The 22153-nt window shown below is 62.5% G+C and carries 19 protein-coding genes; 15 read left to right on the top strand and 4 right to left on the bottom strand.

Features of this window, described 5'->3' with window-relative positions:
* Positions 1-469 precede the first annotated feature (469 nt).
* The 7 genes from JQ575_RS06400 to JQ575_RS06370 all read left to right on the top strand — a co-directional run bounded on the left by JQ575_RS06400 (position 470) and on the right by JQ575_RS06370 (position 7998).
* Positions 470-1279: an ABC transporter permease gene (locus JQ575_RS06400; protein WP_212032384.1), complete on the top strand. Its 810-nt coding sequence runs from the start codon at positions 470-472 to the stop codon at positions 1277-1279.
* A 131-nt stretch (positions 1280-1410) separates the two neighbouring features.
* Positions 1411-2397, top strand: coding sequence for an ABC transporter substrate-binding protein (locus JQ575_RS06395; protein ID WP_212032383.1), 987 nt, complete (start codon positions 1411-1413; stop codon positions 2395-2397).
* Positions 2398-2518: 121 nt separating this feature from the next.
* A complete protein-coding gene (locus tag JQ575_RS06390) occupies positions 2519-3367 on the top strand; it encodes an ABC transporter ATP-binding protein (protein ID WP_212032382.1) in 849 nt (282 codons plus the stop codon).
* Between the two features lie 13 nt (positions 3368-3380).
* Positions 3381-4784, top strand: a complete 1404-nt coding sequence (locus tag JQ575_RS06385) for a mandelate racemase/muconate lactonizing enzyme family protein (RefSeq protein ID WP_212032381.1) — start codon at positions 3381-3383, stop codon at positions 4782-4784.
* Positions 4781-5932: a Gfo/Idh/MocA family protein gene (locus tag JQ575_RS06380; RefSeq protein ID WP_212032380.1), complete on the top strand. Its 1152-nt coding sequence runs from the start codon at positions 4781-4783 to the stop codon at positions 5930-5932. The genes JQ575_RS06385 and JQ575_RS06380 overlap by 4 nt, the downstream gene beginning before the upstream one ends.
* A gap of 9 nt (positions 5933-5941) precedes the next feature.
* Complete coding sequence (locus tag JQ575_RS06375; RefSeq protein ID WP_212032379.1) at positions 5942-7135, top strand: dihydrodipicolinate synthase family protein; 1194 nt, start codon at positions 5942-5944, stop codon at positions 7133-7135.
* A complete protein-coding gene (locus JQ575_RS06370) occupies positions 7135-7998 on the top strand; it encodes a sugar phosphate isomerase/epimerase (protein WP_212032378.1) in 864 nt (287 codons plus the stop codon). The genes JQ575_RS06375 and JQ575_RS06370 overlap by 1 nt, the downstream gene beginning before the upstream one ends.
* 153 nt (positions 7999-8151) lie before the next feature.
* Here the strand turns inward: JQ575_RS06370 and JQ575_RS06365 are convergent, their stop codons facing one another.
* Complete coding sequence (locus JQ575_RS06365; protein ID WP_212032377.1) at positions 8152-8640, bottom strand: hypothetical protein; 489 nt, start codon at positions 8638-8640, stop codon at positions 8152-8154.
* A gap of 215 nt (positions 8641-8855) precedes the next feature.
* A complete protein-coding gene (locus tag JQ575_RS06360) occupies positions 8856-8993 on the bottom strand; it encodes a hypothetical protein (RefSeq protein ID WP_212032376.1) in 138 nt (45 codons plus the stop codon).
* Positions 8994-9182: 189 nt separating this feature from the next.
* Between JQ575_RS06360 and JQ575_RS06355 the strand changes: the two genes are divergently transcribed.
* Positions 9183-9374, top strand: coding sequence for a hypothetical protein (locus JQ575_RS06355; protein ID WP_212032375.1), 192 nt, complete (start codon positions 9183-9185; stop codon positions 9372-9374).
* Positions 9375-9386: 12 nt separating this feature from the next.
* Here the strand turns inward: JQ575_RS06355 and JQ575_RS06350 are convergent, their stop codons facing one another.
* A complete protein-coding gene (locus JQ575_RS06350; RefSeq protein ID WP_212032374.1) occupies positions 9387-10625 on the bottom strand; it encodes a cytochrome P450 in 1239 nt (412 codons plus the stop codon).
* Positions 10626-11000: 375 nt separating this feature from the next.
* Between JQ575_RS06350 and JQ575_RS06345 the strand changes: the two genes are divergently transcribed.
* The 7 genes from JQ575_RS06345 (at position 11001) to JQ575_RS06315 (ending at position 21259) form a co-directional block, all read left to right on the top strand.
* Positions 11001-11702, top strand: a complete 702-nt coding sequence (locus JQ575_RS06345; RefSeq protein WP_212032373.1) for a TetR/AcrR family transcriptional regulator — start codon at positions 11001-11003, stop codon at positions 11700-11702.
* Position 11703: 1 nt separating this feature from the next.
* Positions 11704-12897 (top strand): efflux RND transporter periplasmic adaptor subunit, encoded by a 1194-nt coding sequence (locus JQ575_RS06340; RefSeq protein WP_212032372.1) that lies wholly within the window; start codon positions 11704-11706, stop codon positions 12895-12897.
* 98 nt (positions 12898-12995) lie between these two features.
* Positions 12996-16091, top strand: a complete 3096-nt coding sequence (locus JQ575_RS06335; protein ID WP_212032371.1) for a MexW/MexI family multidrug efflux RND transporter permease subunit — start codon at positions 12996-12998, stop codon at positions 16089-16091.
* Positions 16092-16212: 121 nt separating this feature from the next.
* A complete protein-coding gene (locus JQ575_RS06330; protein WP_212032370.1) occupies positions 16213-18798 on the top strand; it encodes an ATP-binding protein in 2586 nt (861 codons plus the stop codon).
* Between the two features lie 61 nt (positions 18799-18859).
* Entirely contained in the window at positions 18860-19249 is a 390-nt protein-coding gene (locus tag JQ575_RS06325) for a response regulator (RefSeq protein WP_212032369.1), read from the top strand.
* Positions 19246-20496, top strand: a complete 1251-nt coding sequence (locus tag JQ575_RS06320) for an adenylate/guanylate cyclase domain-containing protein (protein ID WP_212032368.1) — start codon at positions 19246-19248, stop codon at positions 20494-20496. Before JQ575_RS06325 ends, JQ575_RS06320 begins: the two co-directional genes overlap by 4 nt.
* Before the next feature lie 19 nt (positions 20497-20515).
* Complete coding sequence (locus JQ575_RS06315) at positions 20516-21259, top strand: hypothetical protein (protein ID WP_212032367.1); 744 nt, start codon at positions 20516-20518, stop codon at positions 21257-21259.
* A gap of 4 nt (positions 21260-21263) precedes the next feature.
* Here JQ575_RS06315 and JQ575_RS06310 read toward each other — a convergent pair whose 3' ends face one another.
* Positions 21264-22151, bottom strand: coding sequence for an ABC transporter permease (locus JQ575_RS06310; protein ID WP_212032366.1), 888 nt, complete (start codon positions 22149-22151; stop codon positions 21264-21266).
* Positions 22152-22153: the final 2 nt, after the last annotated feature.

Below are 22153 nucleotides of genomic sequence, written 5' to 3'. Positions count from 1 at the left end.
CGGCCTTCCCTGCGCAATGGCTTTACGGCTTATGCCGTGATCTCCCCGGAGACGAGTTCTTGGTTGACTCCGTCGCTGCCGTTTCCGCTTGCGCTTCTCCGACAGCTTGACGCCGGCAACGGGCGCCAGGACCACACGGTTTTGCCGTACGCTTAATCCACGCCGTCGTCAGACGTGAACCAGCGTCCACCGCATCCCGCCGCGCGTTCGGGACGTGCGCACGCCCCTCTTGTCGGGCGGGACGCGACAATTCAAACCGCTGATTTGCCCGACGAGGAAAGCGGAATTTTGCCCGTCGGGTTAATTTGTCGCAGCGCGAGCAATCCATCCGCTGTCATTCCCCGATGCGCAATTGCGCATCGGGGAATGACGAAGAAACACGGCTCAAAATGTCACAGGGAAGCCACTGGACAGTATTTATCCAACGGGTTAATTTCTCGCCGAGAAGAAGCTGATCAGGGAGCGAGACGTGGCCGAACCGAAGGGCACCAGCGGCGTGACCAAAGCGCTCAACGCGGCGTGGGTGCGGCCGTTTTTGTTCCTTATTTTCATCGTCGTGATCTGGGACCTGACTATCCGCGTGTTCCGGATTCCCGCCTACCAAATCCCGGCGCCCGGCGATGTCGTCGCGGTGCTGTGGACCGACTGGCCGGAACTGCTGCGGCAGGCCTGGCCCACCACCTACGCCACCATCTGCGGCTTCCTGCTGTCGGCCGTGTTCGGGATTCCCGTCGCCATGCTGATCGCGGGATCGAAGACGGTGGAAAGCTACGTCTATCCGCTGCTGGTGTTCTCCCAGTCCGTGCCGAAGATCGCGATCGCGCCGCTGTTCGTGGTCTGGTTCGGCTTCGGCATCATCCCGAAAGTGATCTCGGCGTTTTTATTGGGATTTTTCCCGGTCGTGGTGTCTGCGGTGCAGGGCTTCAAATCGGTCGACCCCGATATGGTCGATCTGGCGCGCGCGATGCAGGGCAGCCGCTTCAGGGTATTCTGCGCCGTCAACCTGCCGCATGCGATGCCCGCGATCTTCTCGGGCCTGAAGGTGTCGATCACGCTGGCCGTGGTCGGCGCGGTGGTCGGCGAATTCGTCGGTTCCAATTCCGGCATCGGCTACGTGCTGCAGCGCTCGATCGGCACTTTCGATTTGCCGACGATGTTCGCCGCGCTGGTAATTCTCGCGCTGATGGGCGTGATCCTGTTCTGGATCGTCGACCGGATCGAAAGCCTCGTCATTCCCTGGCATGTCAGCCAGCGCGAGGACATCATCTTTGCTTCGTAGGGAGACTAAACGGTAGCCGTCATTGCGAGCGAAGCGAAGCAATCCATCTTTTAGGCCAAGCAGAATGGATTGCTTCGTCGCTATCGCTCCTCGCAATGACGAACAACAAAAGCAAAACGGGAGGAGAAGACATGCTGAAATTTATTCTGGCGATTGTAGTCACGTTAACGTGGACCGCTTCTGCATCCGCCGCCGACAAGGTGGTGCTGATGCTGAACTGGTACGTCTATGGTGAGCACGCGCCGTTCTATTACGGCAAGGCCAAGGGCATCTATGCCGCCGAGGGTATCGATCTCGAAATCCAGGAAGGCCGCGGTTCGGCGGCGACCACGCAGGCGGTTGCGGCCAAGACCGCCAATTTCGGCTATGTCGACGTGCCCACCATGATGCGCGCGGCGGTGAAGGGCGCGCCGATCGTCGCCACCGGCGTGCTGCTGCAGACCAGCCCGATGTCGGCAATGGGTTTCGTCGAAAAGAACATCAAGAAGCCCGAAGACATCAAGGGCAAGACGGTGGCGATCACGCCCGCCGATTCCATGACCCAGATCTGGCCGCTGTTCCTGAAGAAGACCGGCCTGAAGGAAAGCGATTTCCAGACGGTGGCTGGCGACGGCCAGACCAAGCTCAACGCCGTCATCAACGGCCAGGCTGACCTGCTGCTTGGTTACGTCATGGACCAGTCGATGAAGATCAAGGACGCCACCGGCAAGGACGTCAACGCGATCAAGTTCGCCGACTACGGCATCAACATGGTCTGCTCGGGCGTCGTCGCCAACACCGAGTTCGTCAAGGCCAATGCCGACCTCGTCAAGCGCTTCATGTCGGCGACGACCAAGGCCGTCGAAGCCGCCGAGAAGGACCCGAAGGCCGCAGCGCAATCGATTCTCGACGCCAACCCCAAGGGCGGCAAGATCGAAACGCTGACGCAGGGCTTTGAGCTGACCATTCCGCTGTACCGCACGGCGGAAACCAAGGGCAAGCGGCCGTTCGAGGTGACCGACCAGAACATGACCGACACGGTCAATCTGATGGTCGAGTATGGCGGCCTCGAAGCCAAGGCCAAAGACAATCCGAAGGCGTTTTATACCAATGATTATCTGCCGAAGGGCGGGTCTTGATATCGTCATTGCGAGCGAAGCGAAGCAATCCATGGTGCCGCAAAGCAAGTATGGATTGCTTCGTCGCTTTGCTCCTCGCAATGACGGATGGCTACCACTGCATTCGAACGGAACTAACTGAATGAGCGCAGCCACCAAAGCAACCGACGCCGATCAGCCCGCCGCGCATCTGCGCCTGGTGTCCGATCGGGCAGGCGCTGGCACGCCCGGCATCACGCTATCCGGCGTGTCGAAGACCTATCGCTCGCGCGACGGCGATGTGCCGTCGCTGAAGCCGCTGGATTTTCACATCAACGAGGGCGAGTTCTTTGTCGTGGTCGGCCCGTCCGGCTGCGGCAAGTCCACGCTGCTGAAGATGATCTCGGGCCTGCTGGCGCCGTCGACCGGCGAAATCCTGGTCGAAGGCGAGCAGGTCACAAAGCCGCACGGCAATGTCGGCATCGTGTTCCAGAACGCGCTGCTGCTGCCATGGCGGAATATTCTCGGCAATGTGATGCTGCCGATCGACATGAAGCAGCTGCCGCGCGAAGAGTATCTCGTGCGCGCCAAGGCGCTGCTCAAGATGGTCGGGCTCGAAGGTTTTGAGAAGAAGCTGCCCTGGCAGCTGTCGGGCGGCATGCAGCAGCGCGCCTCGATCTGCCGGGCACTGGTGCATGATCCAAAAATCATGCTGATGGACGAGCCGTTCGGCGCGCTCGACGCCATGACGCGCGAGAAGATGAATGTCGAGCTGATGCGGATCCAGCGCGAGACCGGCAAGACCGTGCTGCTGATCACGCACTCGATTCCCGAAGCGGTATTTTTGGCCGACCGCGTGCTGGTCATGACCGAACGCCCCGGCGCGATCGCCGCGATCTACGACGTGCCGCTGCCGCGCCCGCGTTCACTTGACGCGATGGCCGATCCCGCCTTCACCGAACTGGTGCAGCGAATTCGCAAGCACTTCTTCACCCAAAGCGCGCTGGACTAGAGTGGAGAACGCCATGCCTCCTCGCATCGCTGTGCGGGATATTTTGTTCTTCGAGCGGCCGATCCCGTTCGCTAAGCCGTTCCGGTTCGGCAGCGTGGTGATCACGTCGTCGGTGCAGGTTTTCGTGCGCGCCGAAATCGAGATCGAGGGCAAGGGCACTTCGATCGGCGCCAGCGCCGAAATGATGGCCTCGAAATGGTTCGACAAGCGGGCGCATCTTTCGCCGCAACAAACCATCGACGGATTGCGCCGCGCGCTTGCGATCGCACGCGAGCTTTATCTGGCGCGATCCGGCTTTGACACCGCGTTCGGACACCACGCCGCCATCATCGCCGCGCAGGTCGAGGCCTGTGCGAAAGAGGATATCCCACCGCTCGCTGCCGGCTTTGGGCCGGCCGAGATCGACAAGGCGATCCTGGATGCGCTGCTGCGCGGGCTAGGCGCCAATTTCTTTGACGGCATGGCCGCAAACGTGGCCGGGATCGATGCGCGGCTGGCGCCCGATCTCGGAGATGACGCCATCGCGCAGTTCCTTTCGGGGCGCCGGCGGCTGGAGCGCGTCGCGATCCGGCACACGGTCGGCATGGACGACAAGGTCGAAGGCGAGGGCGGCGTCGCCGATGCACACGAAAACGCCGGCGCGCGTTATTTCAAGCTGAAGCTGAACGGCGATCCCGCGGCGGACGCGGCGCGCCTGATCCGGATCGGCGACGAACTCGCGAAGCTGCCGTATGAGTACAAGGTGACGCTGGATGCCAACGAGCAGTATGCCGATCTCGGTGCGCTTGGCGCGCTGGTCGAGCGCCTCGACCGTGACGGCGCGTTGAAGCCGATCGCGGGAAAACTTCTGTATATCGAGCAGCCGATGCCGCGCGACATCACGCGGCAGTCGCCGCTCGGTGCGCTTGCCGGCCGCGATTTCATCATCGACGAAGCCGACGATTCCTACGATGCCTTCCCGGCCGCCCGCGCGCTGGGCTATCGGGGTATCTCCTCGAAGTCGTGCAAGGGCATCTACAAATCGGTCATCAACGCCGCTCGCGCGGCCAAATGGAGCGCCGACGGCGGACGGTATTTCATCTCGGGCGAGGACCTGACCTGTCAGGCCGGGCTCGGTGTGCAGCAGGATCTGGCGCTGGGCGCGCTGATCGGCGTCACCCATGCCGAGCGCAACGGCCACCATTACGTCGATGGATTCGCCGAGACGCCCGCCGCCGAGGCCGACGCGTTTCTTGTCGCGCATCCCGATCTCTACATCCGCGACGGCAACATCATCCGCCTGTCGATCCACGACGGCGATCTGTTGACGGGATCGCTGGCAGCGCCGGGCTTCGCGACATCAGCACATCCGGAGTGGTCGGCTTTGCCGCCGCTTCAACAACCAAAAGCAAAAACCTTGCAGGAGCAAGCGATATGACGACCAAACGCCTCGGCCTGATCATGAACGGTGTGACCGGCCGCATGGGACTCAACCAGCATCTGATCCGCTCCATCGTCGCGATCCGCGACCAGGGCGGCGTGGTGCTTGGCAATGGCGACCGCATGATGCCGGACCCGATCCTGATCGGCCGCGACGCAGATAAAGTGGAACGTCTCGCCAGGCGCTTCAACATCGAGCGCTGGTCCACCGACCTCGACAAGGCGCTGGCCGACAAGAATGACACCATCTTCTTCGATGCCGCGACCACGCAGGCGCGGCCCACGCTGCTGACCAAGGCGATCAATGCCGGCAAGCATGTCTATTGCGAGAAGCCGATCGCGACCAATCTCGATGAAGCCGTTGCGGTGCTGCGCCTCGCCGCTGCAAAAGGCGTCAAGCACGGCACGGTACAGGACAAGCTGTTCCTGCCGGGCCTCAAGAAGCTCGCCTTCCTGCGCGACTCCGGCTTCTTCGGCCGCATGCTCTCGGTGCGCGGCGAGTTCGGCTATTGGGTGTTCGAAGGCGGCTGGCAGGAGGCGCAGCGGCCGTCCTGGAATTACCGCAGCGAGGATGGCGGCGGCATCATCCTCGACATGGTCTGCCACTGGCGTTACGTGCTCGACAATCTCTTCGGCGAGGTCGAGAGCGTGAGTTGCATCGGCACCACGGACATTCCCGAACGTTTCGACGAGAAGGGCCAGCAGTACAAGGCGACCGCCGACGATTCCGCCTACGCCACCTTCCGCCTCAAGGGCGGGGTGATCGCGCATATCAACATGAGCTGGGTGACGCGGGTCTATCGCGACGATCTCGTCACCTTCCAGGTCGACGGCACCCATGGCTCGGCGGTCGCGGGGCTCACCGATTGCGTCATTCAGGCACGGCAGGCGACGCCACGGCCGGTGTGGAATCCGGACGAGAAGCGCACGCATGATTTCTACGCCGACTGGCAGACGCTCCCCGAGAACGTCGTCTACGACAACGGCTTCAAGGAGCAGTGGGAAATGTTCATTCGCCACGTTTGCGAGGACGCACCCTACAAGTATACGCTGCTGGAAGGCGCCAAGGGCGTGCAGCTCGCGGAATGCGCACTTCAGAGCTGGCGCGAACGGCGCTGGATCGACGTCGCTCCGATCAAGGTGTGAGGTGAAGCCATGAACAAGCCGGTCATGCCTGTGTCGTCGCTGTCGCTGAGGTTGCCGACCGCGAACCGTTCCATCGAAACCTATCGCCTCGCGGCGTCGCGGGTCTTTCCGGCGAAGCTCGAAGGCACGCTGAACCGCGTCGCGTTCTCTGCCGCGCATGTGGTCGCCGATCCCCTGGCCGACAATGATCCGTGGCTGACGGCTGCGATCGACTGGGACAGGACCATCGCGTTCCGCGAACATATCTGGGACCTCGGTCTCGGCGTTGCCGAGTCGATGGACACCGCGCAGCGCGGCATGGGGCTGGACTGGCCGACTTCGCTGGAACTGATTCAGCGTTCGGTAAAGGCCGCAAAGGCAAGAGGCAATGCGCTGGTGTTCTCCGGCGCCGGCACCGACCACCTCGCGGTCGAGGATGCCAAGAGTATCGACGACGTGATCCGGGCGTATGAAGAGCAGATCGCTGCGGTCGAGAAGGCCGGCGGGCGCATCATCCTGATGGCCTCGCGCGCACTCGCAAAAATCGGCCGCAACGCCGACGATTACGCCAAGGTTTACAACCGCGTGTTGTCGCAGGTCCGCGAGCCCGTGATCATCCACTGGCTTGGCGACATGTTCGATCCGGCTTTGGCCGGTTACTGGGGCACGACCAATCTCGATCAAGCCATGGACACCGCAGTCGGTATCATCAACGCGAATGTTGCAAAAGTTGACGGCGTCAAGGTCTCGCTGCTCGACAAGCAGCGCGAAATCGACATGCGGCGGCGCCTCGACAAGAATGTGAAGATGTATACCGGCGATGATTTCAACTATGCCGAACTGATCGCCGGCGACGACAAGGGTTTTTCGCACGCGCTGCTCGGCATCTTCGATGCGATTGCGCCGGCGGCGTCCTACGCGCTGTCGCTCCTTTCGGCCGGCGACGAGGCCGGATTCCACGACGTGCTGGGGCCGACGGTGCCGCTGTCGCGGCACATCTTCAAGGCGCCGACGCGGTTCTACAAAACGGGAATCGTGTTCATGGCCTATCTCAACGGCCACCAGGACCATTTCACCATGGTGGGCGGGCAGGAGAGCACGCGCTCGACGCTGCATCTGGCCGAACTGTTCCGGCTGGCCGACCAGGCGGGCCTGCTCGCCAATCCGGAACTGGCGACACGACGGATGAAGACTGTGCTGGCGACACGCGGCGTTGAGGCCTGATGCGGGATTTTTCGAAAGACCATCGCTGGCTGTCGCTCAACACGGCAACGGTCCGCAAGCAGGGCGATCTCGTCGCGATCATCGAAGCCTGCGCGCGGCATGGCATCCGCGCCATCGACCCCTGGCGCGACCAGGTCGCCGCCGTCGGCCTCGAGCGTGCCGCGCGTGCGGTGCGCGACGCCGGGCTGGAACTGACAGGCTATTGCCGCGGCGGCATGTTTACGTCGGATGCCGCGCATCGCATCGAGGCGCGCGACGATAACCGCCGCGCCGTTGATGAAGCCAAGGCACTGGGCGCGCCCTGCATCGTGCTGGTCGTCGGCGGACTGCCGCAATATTCGCGGCCGGGCAGTTCGGCCTCAAAGGATATCCTGGCAGCCCGCAGCCAGGTTCACGACGGCATCGCCGAGATGATGGAATATGCTGATAGCGCAAATATGCCGCTGGCGATCGAGCCGCTGCATCCGGCCTATGCCGGGGACCGCGCCTGCGTCAACACGACAAAGCAGGCGCTCGATATCTGCGATGCGCTCGATCCGAAACGCACGGGCGCGCTCGGCGTCGCGCTTGACGTCTATCACATCTGGTGGGATCCGGAATTGCTGCCGCAGATCGCGCGCGCCGGGAAAGATCGTCTGTTGGCGTTCCACGTCTGCGACTGGCTGGTACCGACCAAGGACATCCTCAACGACCGCGGCATGATGGGTGACGGCGTCATCGACATCAAATCGGTGCGATCCGCCGTCGAGGCGCAGGGCTTTGCGGGCTATTCCGAGATCGAGATCTTTTCGGAGGAGTGGTGGAGCAAGCCGATGGATGAGGTCTTGCGGACCTGCATCGAGCGGCACCGGTCGGTGGTTTAAGGTTCTCGTCGTCCCGGCGAACGCCGGGACCCATAGCCGCCGATCTTGATTGTTGAGAAAGGCTGGAGCACCAGCTTGGTCTAACCACGAAAGCCTGTGGTTATGGGTCCCGGCTCAAGGCCGGGACGGCGGCGAGAGGGTAACCCAAACCGCTCAAACCAGCCGCTTGCGGATCATGTCCTCGATGGCGGCGAGTTCGCGGTTGGCTTTGTGAAGCTGGGCCTCGGCGGCCTGCGCGCGGAACTCGGCGGCGATCGCGTGATCCTCGGCGCTTACGATGCGCTTTTCGGCCCGCTGCATGGCCTTCGCCATTTCCTCGAGCCGGCCGTTGAAATCATTGATCAGGTCGCGGCGCGCGCGCTCGGAAGCGTCGCGCTGTTTTTCGGCCAGCCGCAGCCGCTCGGTGGCGCTCTTGCACAGCGACTGGGCGCGGGCTTCGGTCTCGCGGGCCTGATTTTCGATGCCCTCGAACATCTCGGTGGCCTGCTGCATCAGGCTCAGCGCTGTCGTGCCGGGTCCTTTCGCGGGTTGCCGGGCAAAACTGACGACTTTCTCTTCTTCGTCGGGCAGCGGGACGGGCGCGGAGGGGTAGCGGTAATCCCAGATGTCCTCACGAAGCTGCTGATTTGCGCGGTACGCCATACGGGAGGCCCTTTTTCGAAACGCCGGTGCGAAAAAGGTACGCAAACATGGTAAACCGCGGGTTAATTACCGGCCCCGGGCAGAGCGACGGCCGAGGCCGGAATCGTGCCTGATCGAACGGCGCAAAACCCCAGCCGACGCCGGTGGAGGTGAGACGCCGGTGCAGGTGAGGAGGATCGGTCCAAACTCCGAAGCCTGTCAGACAGCCTTGCTGACTATTTCTTTTTGCCCGAGTCAAAACCCGACTGCAGGCTTCCGACGCCCTTCTGGCTCGGCGCCGCCGCGATGGTCTTGATCTTTTCCTTCTTGGGCTTCTTCGCCTCGCGATTGTTCTTTTGCTCGCCCTTGGCCATGTCGGTCTCTCCCTGGAGTTGATGCTTCGAAAGCATCGTGATGGGCGAGGGTAGCAACTTGGCGAAGGATAGATACAGGACGATCGGGCGAAAGCTGATTTAATTTGGGTCCTTAGGCCTTGCTATGCCCTATGGTCACGCGGCGATTCCCTGCAGAGCCTGGTACAGCCAACAGCAAAGCGAGCCCGCATGAGCGACCGACTGGACAATTTGAAGAAGGCGAGGGATCGCATGCTCGAAGACCGCGATGCGCACGCCAAGGTGCTGGCGGCGCCGTTCGACCGAGACAAGGCCGAGCGGGCGCGCGCCAAATTCCTGGAAATGCAGGTGCTGATCGATGCGATCGACCGCGCGATCGCAGGCGAGCCGGCGGCGGCGTAAGCACGCTGCCGCCTACGATGCCGGCGTGGTTTCGCCGACCTGACACGGCACGCTCAGAAATCCGCGGAAGCGAACCCGGCCACCGCGCACCGGCTCGCCGTTCAGCGCATAATCCGGAAACCGCGCCAGGAAGCGCGAGATCGCGATCGCGCCCTCCAGCCGCGCCAGCGCCATGCCGGCGCATTGATGCGCACCGGTGCCGAAGGCGAGATGCCGGTTCGGCGTGCGGCCGATATCGAGGTTTTCAGGGTCGGCGAACTGCTGCGGATCGCGGTTCGCGGCGCCGATGCACAGCGTCACCGGCGTGCCTGCCGGCATTGTGATGCCGCCGAGTTCGACCGGCTCGACCGTCATGCGGTTGCCGAGCTGGTTGGAGCTTTCGAACCGCAGCATCTCCTCGATCGCGGTCTTGATCAGGGCGGGGTTTTCGATCAGCCGCGCCTTCTGGTGCGGATAATGCGACAGCGCCACCAGCCCGTTGCCGATCAGATTGGTGGTGGTCTCATGGCCGGCATTGAGCAGGAAGATGCAATTGTGCAGCAGTTCCTTCGAGGTCAGCCGCTCGCCATTGTCCTCACCCTGAATGAGGCGCGTCAGCACGTCGCGCTCGGGGTTGCCGGGTTTTGCGCGCCGCCGCTCGACCAGGATTTCGAGATAGCTCAGAAAATCCTTCACCGCCTTGTTGCCGCGCGCAAACACTTCCCTGCTGATCACGGGCTCCAGCGCGCCCAGGATGGCGAGCGACCAGTCGCGCAGCGGCTCGCGCTCCTCCATCGGCACGTCGAGCAGGTTGCCGATCACCTGGATCGGGATGGCGGAGGCGAAATCCTCGATCAGTTCGACGTCGCCTTTGGCGGCGAGGCCGTCGAGCAGGCGGTCGACCAGCCTGATCAAATCGGGCTCCATCTCCGCAATCGCGCGCGGTGACAGCGCGCCCATGATCAGCCGCCGCACCCTGGTGTGGGCGGGGGGATCGTTGAAGACGAGGCTGGTGGTGTGGTGCTCGTAGAGCAGGCTGTCGCCGTATTTTGGAAGGAACTCCTTCTTCTTGTCGGACGAGAACACCTTGGTCGCCTTGTAGGCCGCGACCAGATCGTCATAGCGGGTCAGGAAGTAGCAGCCGTTCGGCAGCCGCTTGACCGGCTCGTTCTCGCGCAGGGCCCGATAGGTCGGATAGGGGTTGGCATAGAAGTCCGGCGTCAGTTTCTCCAGATCGAAATTCGCCGACAGCTCCCGTGCATCCCAATTCATGGCGCGTCTTACTCTTTGCGAAGGCGGACAAGACTGGCGCGGAGGCGTCAGTTCAAATTAGTCGCAGTTGCAACTAATTTAAACTCCGTCCCCGGGCCGGGGTCAACTCCAATTGAAGCGGCTGCACGATTTTCGCGCCTTTGGCAGGCGGCCTGCCGTCTACCGTCCTGCCCGAAGGGCGCTCCGCGCCCCCCGAGTGAGTGCGAACGCCGCGCCGAGCGGCAGCGCCAATCTGGAGCGGCAGCTCCAGCCGGGATGCCAATTTCGTTATCGCCTTCGCGGGCGTTGGGATTGCAGCTGATTTGGGCCGAAATGTCCGGTTTGCGCTGCAATAAAACCTTGACTTGGTCAAGGTGAGTGATTACTCACACGCCCATGTCCAGCCTTCGCATGACGAGTGATTTACGGCGTCAATTGATATTGAGCGCCGCCAAGCGGTGCTTCGCCCGCAACGGCTTTGCCGGCACCACGACCAAGAGCGTGGCGGCCGCCGCGGCCATTTCGGAAGGGCTGCTGTTCAAGCACTTCCCGTCCAAGGCCGCGCTCTATGCCGAGATCCTGGCGGAAGAGTGCGAAGCCGATCCGGATCTGGCGCATCTGCTCGGCTTGCCGCCGTCGACCGGCACGCTGGTCGAACTGATCAAGGGCATGGTCGGGCATTTCATGCAGATCTCCGACGGCCCCGACGAGGAAGAGGCGCAGCGGCTGCGGCTGATGACGACGAGCCATCTCGACGACGGCGAGTTCGCGCGGCTGCTTTATACCAAGATCAGCGATTTGATCGGCAGCGTGTTCACGGAATCGCTCGAGAGCGCCGTAGCTGCCGGCGATGCGATCAAGATCGGCGATGAACCGCTCAACCTGTTCTGGTTTGCACATCACACCGTGCTGATGGCCGCGCTGTCGCGGCTTCCGGCGGTGCCTGTTCTCACTTACGGCAACGCCGCCAATCTGGAACGGCAGCTTTGTCAATTCATCCTCCGCGGCATCGGACTCAACGAAGCCGCAATTGCTACGCATTTGGACCACGAGCCGTCGCCGAATTCGGGACAATCGGTAACTGCAGAAAGTGCATGAAATGAATATCGTAACCGAAAGCCACCTCAAGGGTCAGCCGATCGGCGACAAGGCGCGCAAGCGTCCGGTCCGGATGGTGCGCTGGTTCATCGTCGTCGGGCTGTTGCTGAGCCTGCTGGTCGGCGGCCTGGTCTGGTTCAATTATTTCCGCGGCAAGATGATCGCGCAGTTCTTCGCGAACAACAAACCGCCGCCGACCAGCGTCAGCGTTGCCGACGCGAAGTCCGAAGTCATACCGAACCTGTTGACCGCGGTCGGCGATCTCGCCGCCGTGCATCAGGTCAATGTCACCTCGGATTTGAACGGCCGTATTACCGAGATCATGTTCACCGCGGGTGCTGCCGTGAAGGAAGGCACCCCGCTGGTTCAGTTGTTCGATGGTCCCGAGCAGGCCGACCTCGCCAGCTTCAAGGCGCAGGCCACGATGGCACAGCTCTCGCTCGAGCGCGCCAAGCAACTGGCAAGCCGCCAGTTCGGGCCGCAGGCAACTGTCGACCAGGCGCAATCGGCGTTCGACCAGGCCAATGCCGGGATCGCCAAGACCCAGGCCATCATCTCGCAAAAGCAGGTGCGGGCCCCGTTCGACGGCGAACTCGGCGTTCGTAAGGTCGAGGTCGGTCAGTATCTGACGGCGGGAACGCAGATCGTTTCGTTGACCGATCTGTCGCGGCTCTATGCCAACTTCACCGTGACGGAAAAGGACTCAGGCGCGCTCAAGGTCGGACAGATCGTCCGTATCGCGGTCGACGCCTATCCGGGCCGCAAGTTCGAGGGCAAGATCACGACCATCGAGCCGCAGATCGCCACCGACACGCGCAACATTCGCGTCCAGGCGACGATCGACAACCCGGACCGCATCCTCAAGCCGGGCATGTTCGCGACCACCACCGTGGTGCTGCCGGACAAGCCGCCGGTCGTCACCATTCCCGAGACCGCGGTCGATTACACGCTGTATGGCGATAGCGTCTATCTCCTCACCGAGAAGAAAGCGGATGACGGCAAGACCAGCCTGACGGCGGTGCGCACCTTCGTGCAGACCGGCAACCGCATCGACGGGCGTGCCGAGATTCTGAAGGGGCTGAAGCCCGGCGATCGTGTCGTTGCGGTCGGCCAGCTCAAGCTGCAATCGGGTGCGGCGGTGACGATTTCGGCCGATCCGGCGCCTGTGATTCCGGCGAAGCCGCCGCGCTATTGAACGTGGCGCGGCCGGTAGGGCCGCGTTTGCAACATCAAGATTCAGGCATCGGTCTCGTGGAGGGACCGTGCCCACATGTTTGAACTGGATAACCAGCGATGGCCTTAACTGATATCTTCATCAAGCGCCCGGTGTTGTCGGTCGTCGTCAGCCTGCTGATTCTTTTGCTCGGTCTGCGGGCCGCCAGCGTCTTGCCGATCCGGCAGTATCCGAAGCTGTCGAACACGGTGATCAACGTCACCACCGTCTATCCGGGCGCGTCGGCGAATTTGATTCAGGGCTTCATCACGACGCCGATCGAGCAGGCGATCGCCTCCGCCGAAGGCGTCGACTACATCACGTCGTCGTCGGTGCAGGGCACCAGCACGATCCAGGTCTACATCAAGCTGAATTTCGATCCGAACCAGGCGCTGACCGAAGTTCTCGCCAAGACGAACTCGGTCAAATACCTGATCCCGAAAGAATCCAACGATCCGATCGTGACCAAGACAACCGGTCAGACAACGGCCGTGATGTATCTCGGCTTCTCCAGCGAGGAGTTGTCCGGTTCGGCGATCTCGGACTATCTGACGCGCGTGGTCCAGCCGGTGCTGTCGACCGTCGACGGCGTGGCGTCGGCCGACATTCTGGGCGGCCAGACATTTGCGATGCGGCTGTGGCTTGATCCGGTCAAGATGGCCGGGCGCGGCGTATCGCCGAGCGATGTCCAGGCGGCGATCCAGGCCAACAACTTCCAGGCCGCCGCCGGCCAGGCCAAGAGCTACTTCATCGTCTCCAACATCACGACCAATACCGACTTGCGGAGCCTTGATCAGTTCAAGCGGATGATCGTCAAGTCCAAGGACGGCGGCTTTGTTCGGGTCGAGGATATCGCAACCGTCGAACTGGCGGCGCAAAGCACCGATGCGAGTGTCGCGTTCAGCGGCGAGCGCGCGATCTTCATCGGCGTGCAGGCGACCCCGCAAGGCAATCCGTTGACGCTGGTCAAGGGCGTGCGTGCGCTGTTTCCGGAGCTGGAACGCAACTTGCCGCCTTCGATGAAGATGAAGGTGGCCTACGATTCCACCAAGTTCATTCAGTCATCGATCGACGAGGTGCAGAACACGCTGATCGAAGCGATGCTGATCGTCGTGGTCGTGATCTTCCTGTTCCTGGCATCGTTCCGTTCGGTCATCATTCCCGTCGTCACGATACCGCTGTCGCTGATCGGCGTCTGCAGCCTGATGCTGGCGCTGGGCTTCAGCTTCAACCTGCTGACGCTGCTGGCGATGGTGCTCGCCATCGGGCTCGTGGTCGACGACGCCATCGTGGTGGTCGAAAACATCCATCGCCATCTGGAAGAGGGAAAAACACCGGTACAGGCGTCACTGCAGGGGGCGCGCGAAATCGTCGGCCCCGTGATCTCGATGACGATCACGCTGGCGGCGGTGTATGCACCGATCGGATTCCTCGGCGGCTTGACCGGCTCGCTGTTCCGCGAATTCGCCTTCACGCTCGCGGGCTCGGTGATCGTGTCGGGCGTGATTGCACTGACGCTGTCGCCGATGATGTGCTCGGTCCTGCTCAAGAGCGCCGAAGAGGGGCGTTTCGCCAGGACCGTCAACCGGGTGTTCGGCGCGATGACGCGCTGGTACGGAAGGCAACTCGATCGCTCGCTCGACTATCGTCCGATCACCGGCGTGTTCGCGCTGACGATCCTCGGTCTGGTCGGGTTCCTGTATATGAACACGGCCAAGGAACTCGCGCCCGAAGAGGACCAGGGCATCGTGTTCTCGGTGACCAAGGCACCGAAATACGCCAACATCGACTATGTCGACTTCTACGGCGACAAGCTCGACAAGGCGTTTGCCAAGTTTCCCGAAACCGACCTGCGCTTCGTCCTGAATGGCATCAACGGGCCGCAGGGCGGGATCGCCGGCATGCTGCTCAAGCCGTGGGACGAGCGTGAACGTTCCTCGATCAAGCTGAAGCCGCTGGTACAGGCGGAAATCAGCAAGATCGAAGGTGTCCAGGCGTTCGCGTTCAACCTGCCGCCGCTCCCGGGCGGGCCCGGTGGTCTGCCGGTGCAGATGGTGATCAATTCGACCGCCGGCTTCCAGGCCGTCTATGAGGAGATGAACAAGCTAAAGGACGCGGCGCGCAAGAGCGGCCTGTTCATCGTCTCCGACAGCGACCTCGACTTCAATCAGCCGGTGGTGCGGGTCAACATCGACCGTTCCAAAGCAAGCGATCTCGGCATCAACATGGCGCAGGTCGGTGCCACGTTGCAGACGCTGCTGGGCGGCAATTACGTCAATCGCTTCAACCTCGAGGGGCGCTCGTATCAGGTGATCCCGCAGGTGCCCCGCGGCATGCGGCTGTCGCCGGAATCGCTCGGCGGTTACTATGTCCCGACCAACACGGGGCAATTGGTGCCGCTGTCGACCATCGTGTCGATCGAGACCGCGACCGATCCGAATTCGCTGACGCATTACAACCAGCTGAACTCCGCGACCTTCCAGGCGGTGCCGATGCCGGGCGTGACGGTTGGGCAGGCGGTGGACTTCCTCGAAGGTGAAGCCAAGAAATTGCCCGCCGGCTTCGGTCACGACTATCTGGCCGATTCCCGCCAATATGTGCAGGAAGGCAATCAGCTCGCGATCACGTTCGGTTTCGCGCTGATCATCATCTTCCTGGTGCTGGCGGCGCAGTTCGAAAGCCTGCGCGATCCGCTGGTGATCATGATCAGCGTTCCCATGGCGATCGTCGGCGCGCTGATCCCGCTGTTCTTCGGCGTGGCGACGATCAACATCTATACCCAGGTCGGATTGCTGACCTTGGTCGGCCTGATCACCAAGCACGGCATCCTGATGGTGGAGTTCGCCAACGAACTGCAGCTAAAGGAAGGTCTCGACAAGCGTTCGGCGATCGAAATGGCAGCCCGGATCCGGCTGCGTCCGATCCTGATGACGACGGCGGCGATGGTCACCGGCCTGATCCCGCTGCTGACCGCAACGGGTGCAGGTGCGGCGAGCCGCTTCTCGATTGGTCTCGTCGTGGTCTCCGGCATGTCGATCGGTACGCTGTTCACGCTGTTCGTGCTGCCGGCGGTCTATGTCTGGATGGCCACCGACCATCAGGCCAAGGCTGGTTCGCAGCGGACCAAGGAAATCGAAGATTTCGATCTGGGAACGTCAGGGCTCAAACCGACCTGAGGATTGCAGGCGAATAAGGCTGGAACGGCGGCGGTCCTGACCGCCGCCGTTTCGTTATGAGCTCCGGCTTGCCGCGGTGCGGCAAGAGACAAGCTCAAGGCTTCTTGGTAGCTTGGCCGGGATGAGCATTTCCCTGCATCCCGGCACCCCAGAGGGGCGCACGCTGGCGGCTGCTTCGCCCGCGGAGAATGCTGTGCCCGCGCAGGGGGCGCCCGGGACAAAAACCCGCAACCGGCTGTTCACCAAATACGTCGCGCTGTTCGTTGCCGTGGTGGGCGTGGCACTGCTTTCCAACGGGATTTTCGAGGTTTTCTTCTATTATCGGGAACACAAAACCTCCCTGATCCGGATCCAGCACGAGCAGGCCGAAGCCGCCGCGGCCAAGATCGGTCAGTTCATCAAGGAAATCGAAAGCCAGCTGGGCTGGACCACCCAATTGCCCTGGTCGGCCGGGTCGCTGCAGGATCGCCGGTTCGATGCGCTCCGCCTGCTGCGGCAGGTGCCGGCGATCACCGAACTGTCGCAGATCGATTCCACCGGCAAGGAACGCCTGCGGGTGTCGCGGCTGGCGATGGATGTGGTCGACTCCGGCCTCGACCTTTCCAAAGACCCGAAATTCACGGAAGCCGTCGCCAACAAGGTGTTTTACGGGCCGGTGTATTTTCGCCGGGAGTCCGAGCCCTACATGACGCTATCGCTGGCGGGCACCCGCAAGGATGCCGGTGTCAGCATCGCCGAAGTCAATCTGAAGCTGATCTGGGACGTGGTCTCGCAGATCAAGGTCGGCGAGCGCGGCCACGCCTATGTCGTCGGCTCGGCGGGACGCCTGATTGCCCATCCCGACATCAGCCTGGTGCTGCGCAACACCGACATGTCGAAGCTGACACAGGTGCAGGCCGCCGCCCGCACCGGCAGAACGAGCGAAGCCGTTGAATTGCAGGGCGCGCTGAACATCCAGGGGCAGGAGGTGCTGACGGCATCCGCGCCGATCACCCCGCTGGGATGGACGATGTTCGTCGAACTGCCGGTCAACGAAGCCTACGCCTCGCTGTACCAGGCGCTGCAGCGGCTTGCCTTGCTGCTGGCGGCGGCATCGATCCTTGCGGTGCTCGCGGGAATCTTCCTGGCGCGTCGCATGGTCGGCCCGATCCAGGCATTGCGGGCCGGCGCCGAACGCATCGGCGGCGGCGATTTCGCCCAGCGCATCAACATCAAGACCGGCGACGAACTCGAAGGCCTCGCCAATCAGTTCAACGACATGGGTGCGCGGCTGCAGGAATCCTATGCGGACCTGGAGAAGAAGGTCGAGACACGGACTGCGGAACTGAGAGAAACGCTCGAACAGCAAACCGCGACGTCGGAAGTATTGGAAGTCATCAGCTCATCTCCGGGCGAACTCGATCCGGTGTTCCAGAAGATGCTCGAAAACGCTACCCATATCTGCGGCGCGCATTTTGGCACGATGAATCAGTACGACGGCAACAGCTTCCGCAACGTTGCGCTCTTCAATGTACCGCAAGCGTATGTCGCCCAGGCGGATGAGCCAATCTATCCGCACCCGAAGAGCGGTCTTGGCATGATTGTAAGAACGCATCAGGCGGTCCAAATCGAGGATCTTCGGACACAACAGCCCTATCTCGAAGGCCATCCAGCTGTTGTTGCGATGTCCGATCTTGCGGGGGCTCGAACCATTGTCATCGTTCCGCTGCTCAAGGAAAACGAGTTGATCGGCACGATCGCGATCTATCGCCAGGAGGTCCGGCCATTTACCGACAAGCAGATCGCGCTTGTCAGCAGTTTCGCCAACCAGGCCGTGATCGCAATCGAGAACACGCGGCTGCTCCGAGAATTGCGCGAACGTACCAAGGATCTGAGCGAGTCTCTCGACGATCTCCGCACCGCGCAGGACCGCCTGATACAGACCGAGAAACTGGCTTCGCTGGGCCAGCTCACAGCGGGGATCGCCCACGAAATCAAGAATCCGCTCAATTTCGTCAACAATTTCTCGGCGCTGTCGGCGGAACTGATCGACGAGCTGAACGATGTGCTGAAGCCCGCCACGCTCGACGACAAGACCCGTGAGGAGATCGACGAACTCACCCATATGCTGAAGGGCAATCTCGAAAAGGTCGTGCAGCACGGCAAGCGCGCCGACTCGATCGTCAAGAATATGCTGCTGCATTCGCGCGAGGGATCAGGCGAACTCCGGTCCGCCGACATCAATGCGATCATCGAGGAGAGCCTCAACCTCGCCTATCACGGCGCGCGGGCGGAAAAAGCCGGCTTCAACATCACGCTCAAGCGCGATCTCGACCCCGAGGCCGGCATGGTCGATCTCTATCCGCAGGAAATCACGCGGGTGTTCCTCAATCTGATCTCGAACGGCTTTTACGCCGCGACCAAGCGCAAGGAGACGGGCGAGGAGGGCTTCGAGCCTGTTCTCACGGCGACGACGAAAAACCTCGGCAACAAGGTGGAAATCCGGATTCGTGACAATGGCACGGGTATCCCCTTGGAAGTGAAGGAGAAAATGTTCAATCCCTTCTTCACGACGAAACCCGCCGGCGAGGGAACCGGGCTCGGATTGTCGATGAGTCACGACATCGTGGTGAAACAGCATGGCGGCAAGATCGACGTGCGGACGGAGCCTGATGTATTCACGGAATTCATTATTACGCTGCCGCGAAAAGGCGTAGCGCAGGCATGATTCTGAAAAGTGGAGACCGGTTTTCGGATAAGATCATGCCCAACGATACTGGAGGCAAAAATTGAGCGTTTACATCCTCATCGTGGATGACGAGCCCGATGTCGAAGCGCTGTTTCGGCAGCAGTTCCGGCGCGATCTCAAATCCGGTCGCTTTACGATGGAATTTGCGCCGTCGGCGCCTGCGGCGCTGGAGCGTGCTGTGGAAGTTCGTGACCCGTCGCTGATCCTGATCCTGTCCGACATCAACATGCCCGGCATGAGCGGGCTTGAAATGCTGCCGAAAGTGCGCGCGGCGCGGCCTGATGTGCCCGTCATCATGATCACCGCCTATGGCGATGCCGAAACCCGCCGCAAGGCGATCGAGCGCGGCGCGATCGGCCTGTTGACCAAGCCGATCGATTTTGCGCTGCTGCGCCACGAGATCGATACCCGGCTCGGGCAAGCCGCATGACCGCAACGATCCTCGTCGTCGACGACGAGCCCGATCTCGAGGCTCTGGTGCTGCAGAAATTCCGCCGCCAGATCCGCGACGGCATCGTAAGCTTCGTGTTTGCCCATGACGGGATCGAAGCGCTGGCCTCGATCGAGCAGAACCCGCATGTCGACATGGTGGTATCCGACATCAACATGCCGCGCATGGACGGGCTGTCGCTGCTCGCCAGGCTGCAGGAGGCCGAAGACAAGAAATCCACCATCATCGTGTCCGCCTATGGCGACATGAGCAACATCCGCACCGCGATGAACCGCGGCGCGTTCGATTTCCTGACCAAGCCGATCGATTTCGGCGATCTCGAAATGACGATCGACAAGACCATCCGTCATGTCGAGATGATGCGCGAGGCGCGCCGCCGCCAGGCCGAGGCCGAGCGCGCGCACGCCTCGCTGTCGCGCTATTTCTCGCCGCAGATTGCGAGCCGTCTTGCCGCCATCGGCGACAGCGACGGCATGGAGGTGCATTGGCGCGAGGTCGCGGCGATCTTCACCGATATCACCGGTTTCACCTCGCTGGTGGAAACCGCCGCACCCGACGTGCTGGGTACGCTGCTCGGCGACTATGTGGGCGGCATGACCGACGTGGTGTTCGCGCATGAGGGGACGGTCGCCAAGATCATCGGCGATGCGATCCACGTTCTGTTCAACGCGCCGGGGGATCAGCCTGATTACGCCAGGCGCGCGATCGCCTGCGCCCACGATCTCGATGGCTGGGCGCAGGAATTTCGCCTGCGCTGGAAGGAAAAGGGCGTGAGTTTCGGGGCCACGCGCGTCGGCGTTCACGCCGGTCCCGCGCTGGTCGGAAATTTCGGCGGCAGCAGGTTTTTCGACTACACCGCCTATGGCGACACCATCAACACGGCGGCGCGGCTGGAGGCCGCCAACAAATTCCTGGGCACGCGGATTTGCGTCAGCGCCGTCGTCGCTGATGGCGCCGGAGATTTCCGCGGCCGGCCGGTCGGCGACCTCGCGCTGCGCGGGCGCAGCGAGCCGCTGCGCGCCTATGAGCCGTTGACGGCGGCAGCGTTTGAGAGCCCCGCGACGTCGCAATATTCCGAAGCCTTCGCCAGGCTCGAGGCGGGTGACCCGGCGGCGATGCCGGCCTTTGCGGCGCTGGTCGGCGCCCATGCCGACGATGCGCTCGCGAGCTTTCATCTGAAGCGGCTGCTCAACGGCGCCAAGGGCGTCCGCATGCAACTGGAATAACAAGAAACGGAGAGCGGATATGACGACCGACTTTGTGGCAGGCAATTACCGGTTCATCCCGGCGGTGTTTCAGTATTCGGCCGGGGCTGCGGCCAATCCCGGTTTTGAGATCGAGCGGGTGCGGTTCGACAAACCGGTGGCGCTGGCGGAAGGCTTTGCGCAGATTGCCAAATATATTCAGGCCGCGGGCAGGCCGCTGACCTCGTTCTGCGCCTGCGAGCTGCGTTCGCCGGCGGCCTTCACCGACGAGGGCTTCCGTAATTTCAACCTGCACTACGTCAAGACGCTCGCCGAATGGGACATCTATGACGGCACCACCAATCCGGTGGCGCGCAGCAATGTCTGTCCCGAGATCGACCCGCCGGCCGAGCCGTCGTTCCACGCCTTCTCCTTCACGCGTCCGAGCGGGAATAGCACACCGAGTTTCGTGATCGCGGGCAGCGGTGAATCGCTGGAAGGCGGTGCGACCTATGCCGAGCGCACCGTGCGTTACCGCGACCTCAGCCCGGATGGGATGAAGGAAAAGATCCGCCATGTGGTCGCCACGATGGAAAAGCGCATGGGCGAGTTCGGCTTCGGCTGGAAGGATGCGACGGCGGCGCAGACCTACACGATCCACGATTTCCATGCGGTGTTTGCCGAAGAGCTGGTCCGCCGCGGCGCCGCGCGTTCGGGCCTGACCTGGCATTTTGCAAGGCCGCCGGTGATCGACCTCGAATACGAGATGGATTGCCGGCGGGTGCTGCGGGAGATTGTGGTTTAGGGCGCTACCGCTCCCGCGGATCGAGCGCGTCGCGCAGGCCGTCGCCGACCAGGTTGAATGACAGCACCACGAGGAAGATCGCAAGTCCCGGCCAGATCGCCATCCAGGGCGCGTTGGTCAGGAAACGTTGCGCGGCGTTGAGCATGCTGCCCCAGGACGGCGAGGGCGGCTGCTGGCCGAGGCCGAGGAACGACAATGCGGCCTCCGCAATGATGGCGGCCGCGATCGACAGCGTCGCCTGCACCAAAAGCGCCGGCATGATGTTCGGCAGGATATGGAACAGCGCGATGCGCCAGCGCGGATTGCCCATCGCGCGTGCCGCCTCGACATAATCCTCGACCTTGACGCTCATCACCTGGCCGCGGGTCAGCCGCACGAAGATCGGCGTCGCCGAGATGCCGATCGCGATCATGGCGTTGCCGAGGCTCGGCCCCAGAAACGCCGCCAGCGCAATGGCGAGGATCAGGAACGGGCAGGCCAGCATCGCATCGGTGATGCGGCTGATCAGGCCGTCGATGAAGCCGCCGCGATAGCCCGACAGCAGGCCGAGCGGCACGCCGATGCCGAGCGCAATCCCGACCGAGATCGCGCCGGCCATCAGGGAAGCCCGCGCGCCATAGACCACGCGGGCCAGGATATCGCGGCCGAGATCGTCGGTGCCGAACCAGTGCTGCCACGTCGGGGGCTTTCGCACCAGCGACCAGCTGGTTGCGATCGGGTCATAGGGCACGATCAGCGGCGCGAACAGCGAGAGCACCACGAACAGCGCGATGACGACAAGGCCGACCACGGCGCCCTTGCGCTTGAACAGCCGCCGCAGTGCGCGCCGGGTCGGGCTCTCCAGTTCATCAAAGGCGACTTTTGGCAAGGTGCCGAGGGCGACGTCGGTCATGG

This window comes from Bradyrhizobium sp. JYMT SZCCT0428, from assembly GCF_018131075.1.
Classification (GTDB): domain Bacteria; phylum Pseudomonadota; class Alphaproteobacteria; order Rhizobiales; family Xanthobacteraceae; genus Bradyrhizobium.
The sequence above is the reverse complement of the archived record's forward strand: the minus strand, read 5'-3'. Positions and strand labels throughout refer to the sequence as shown.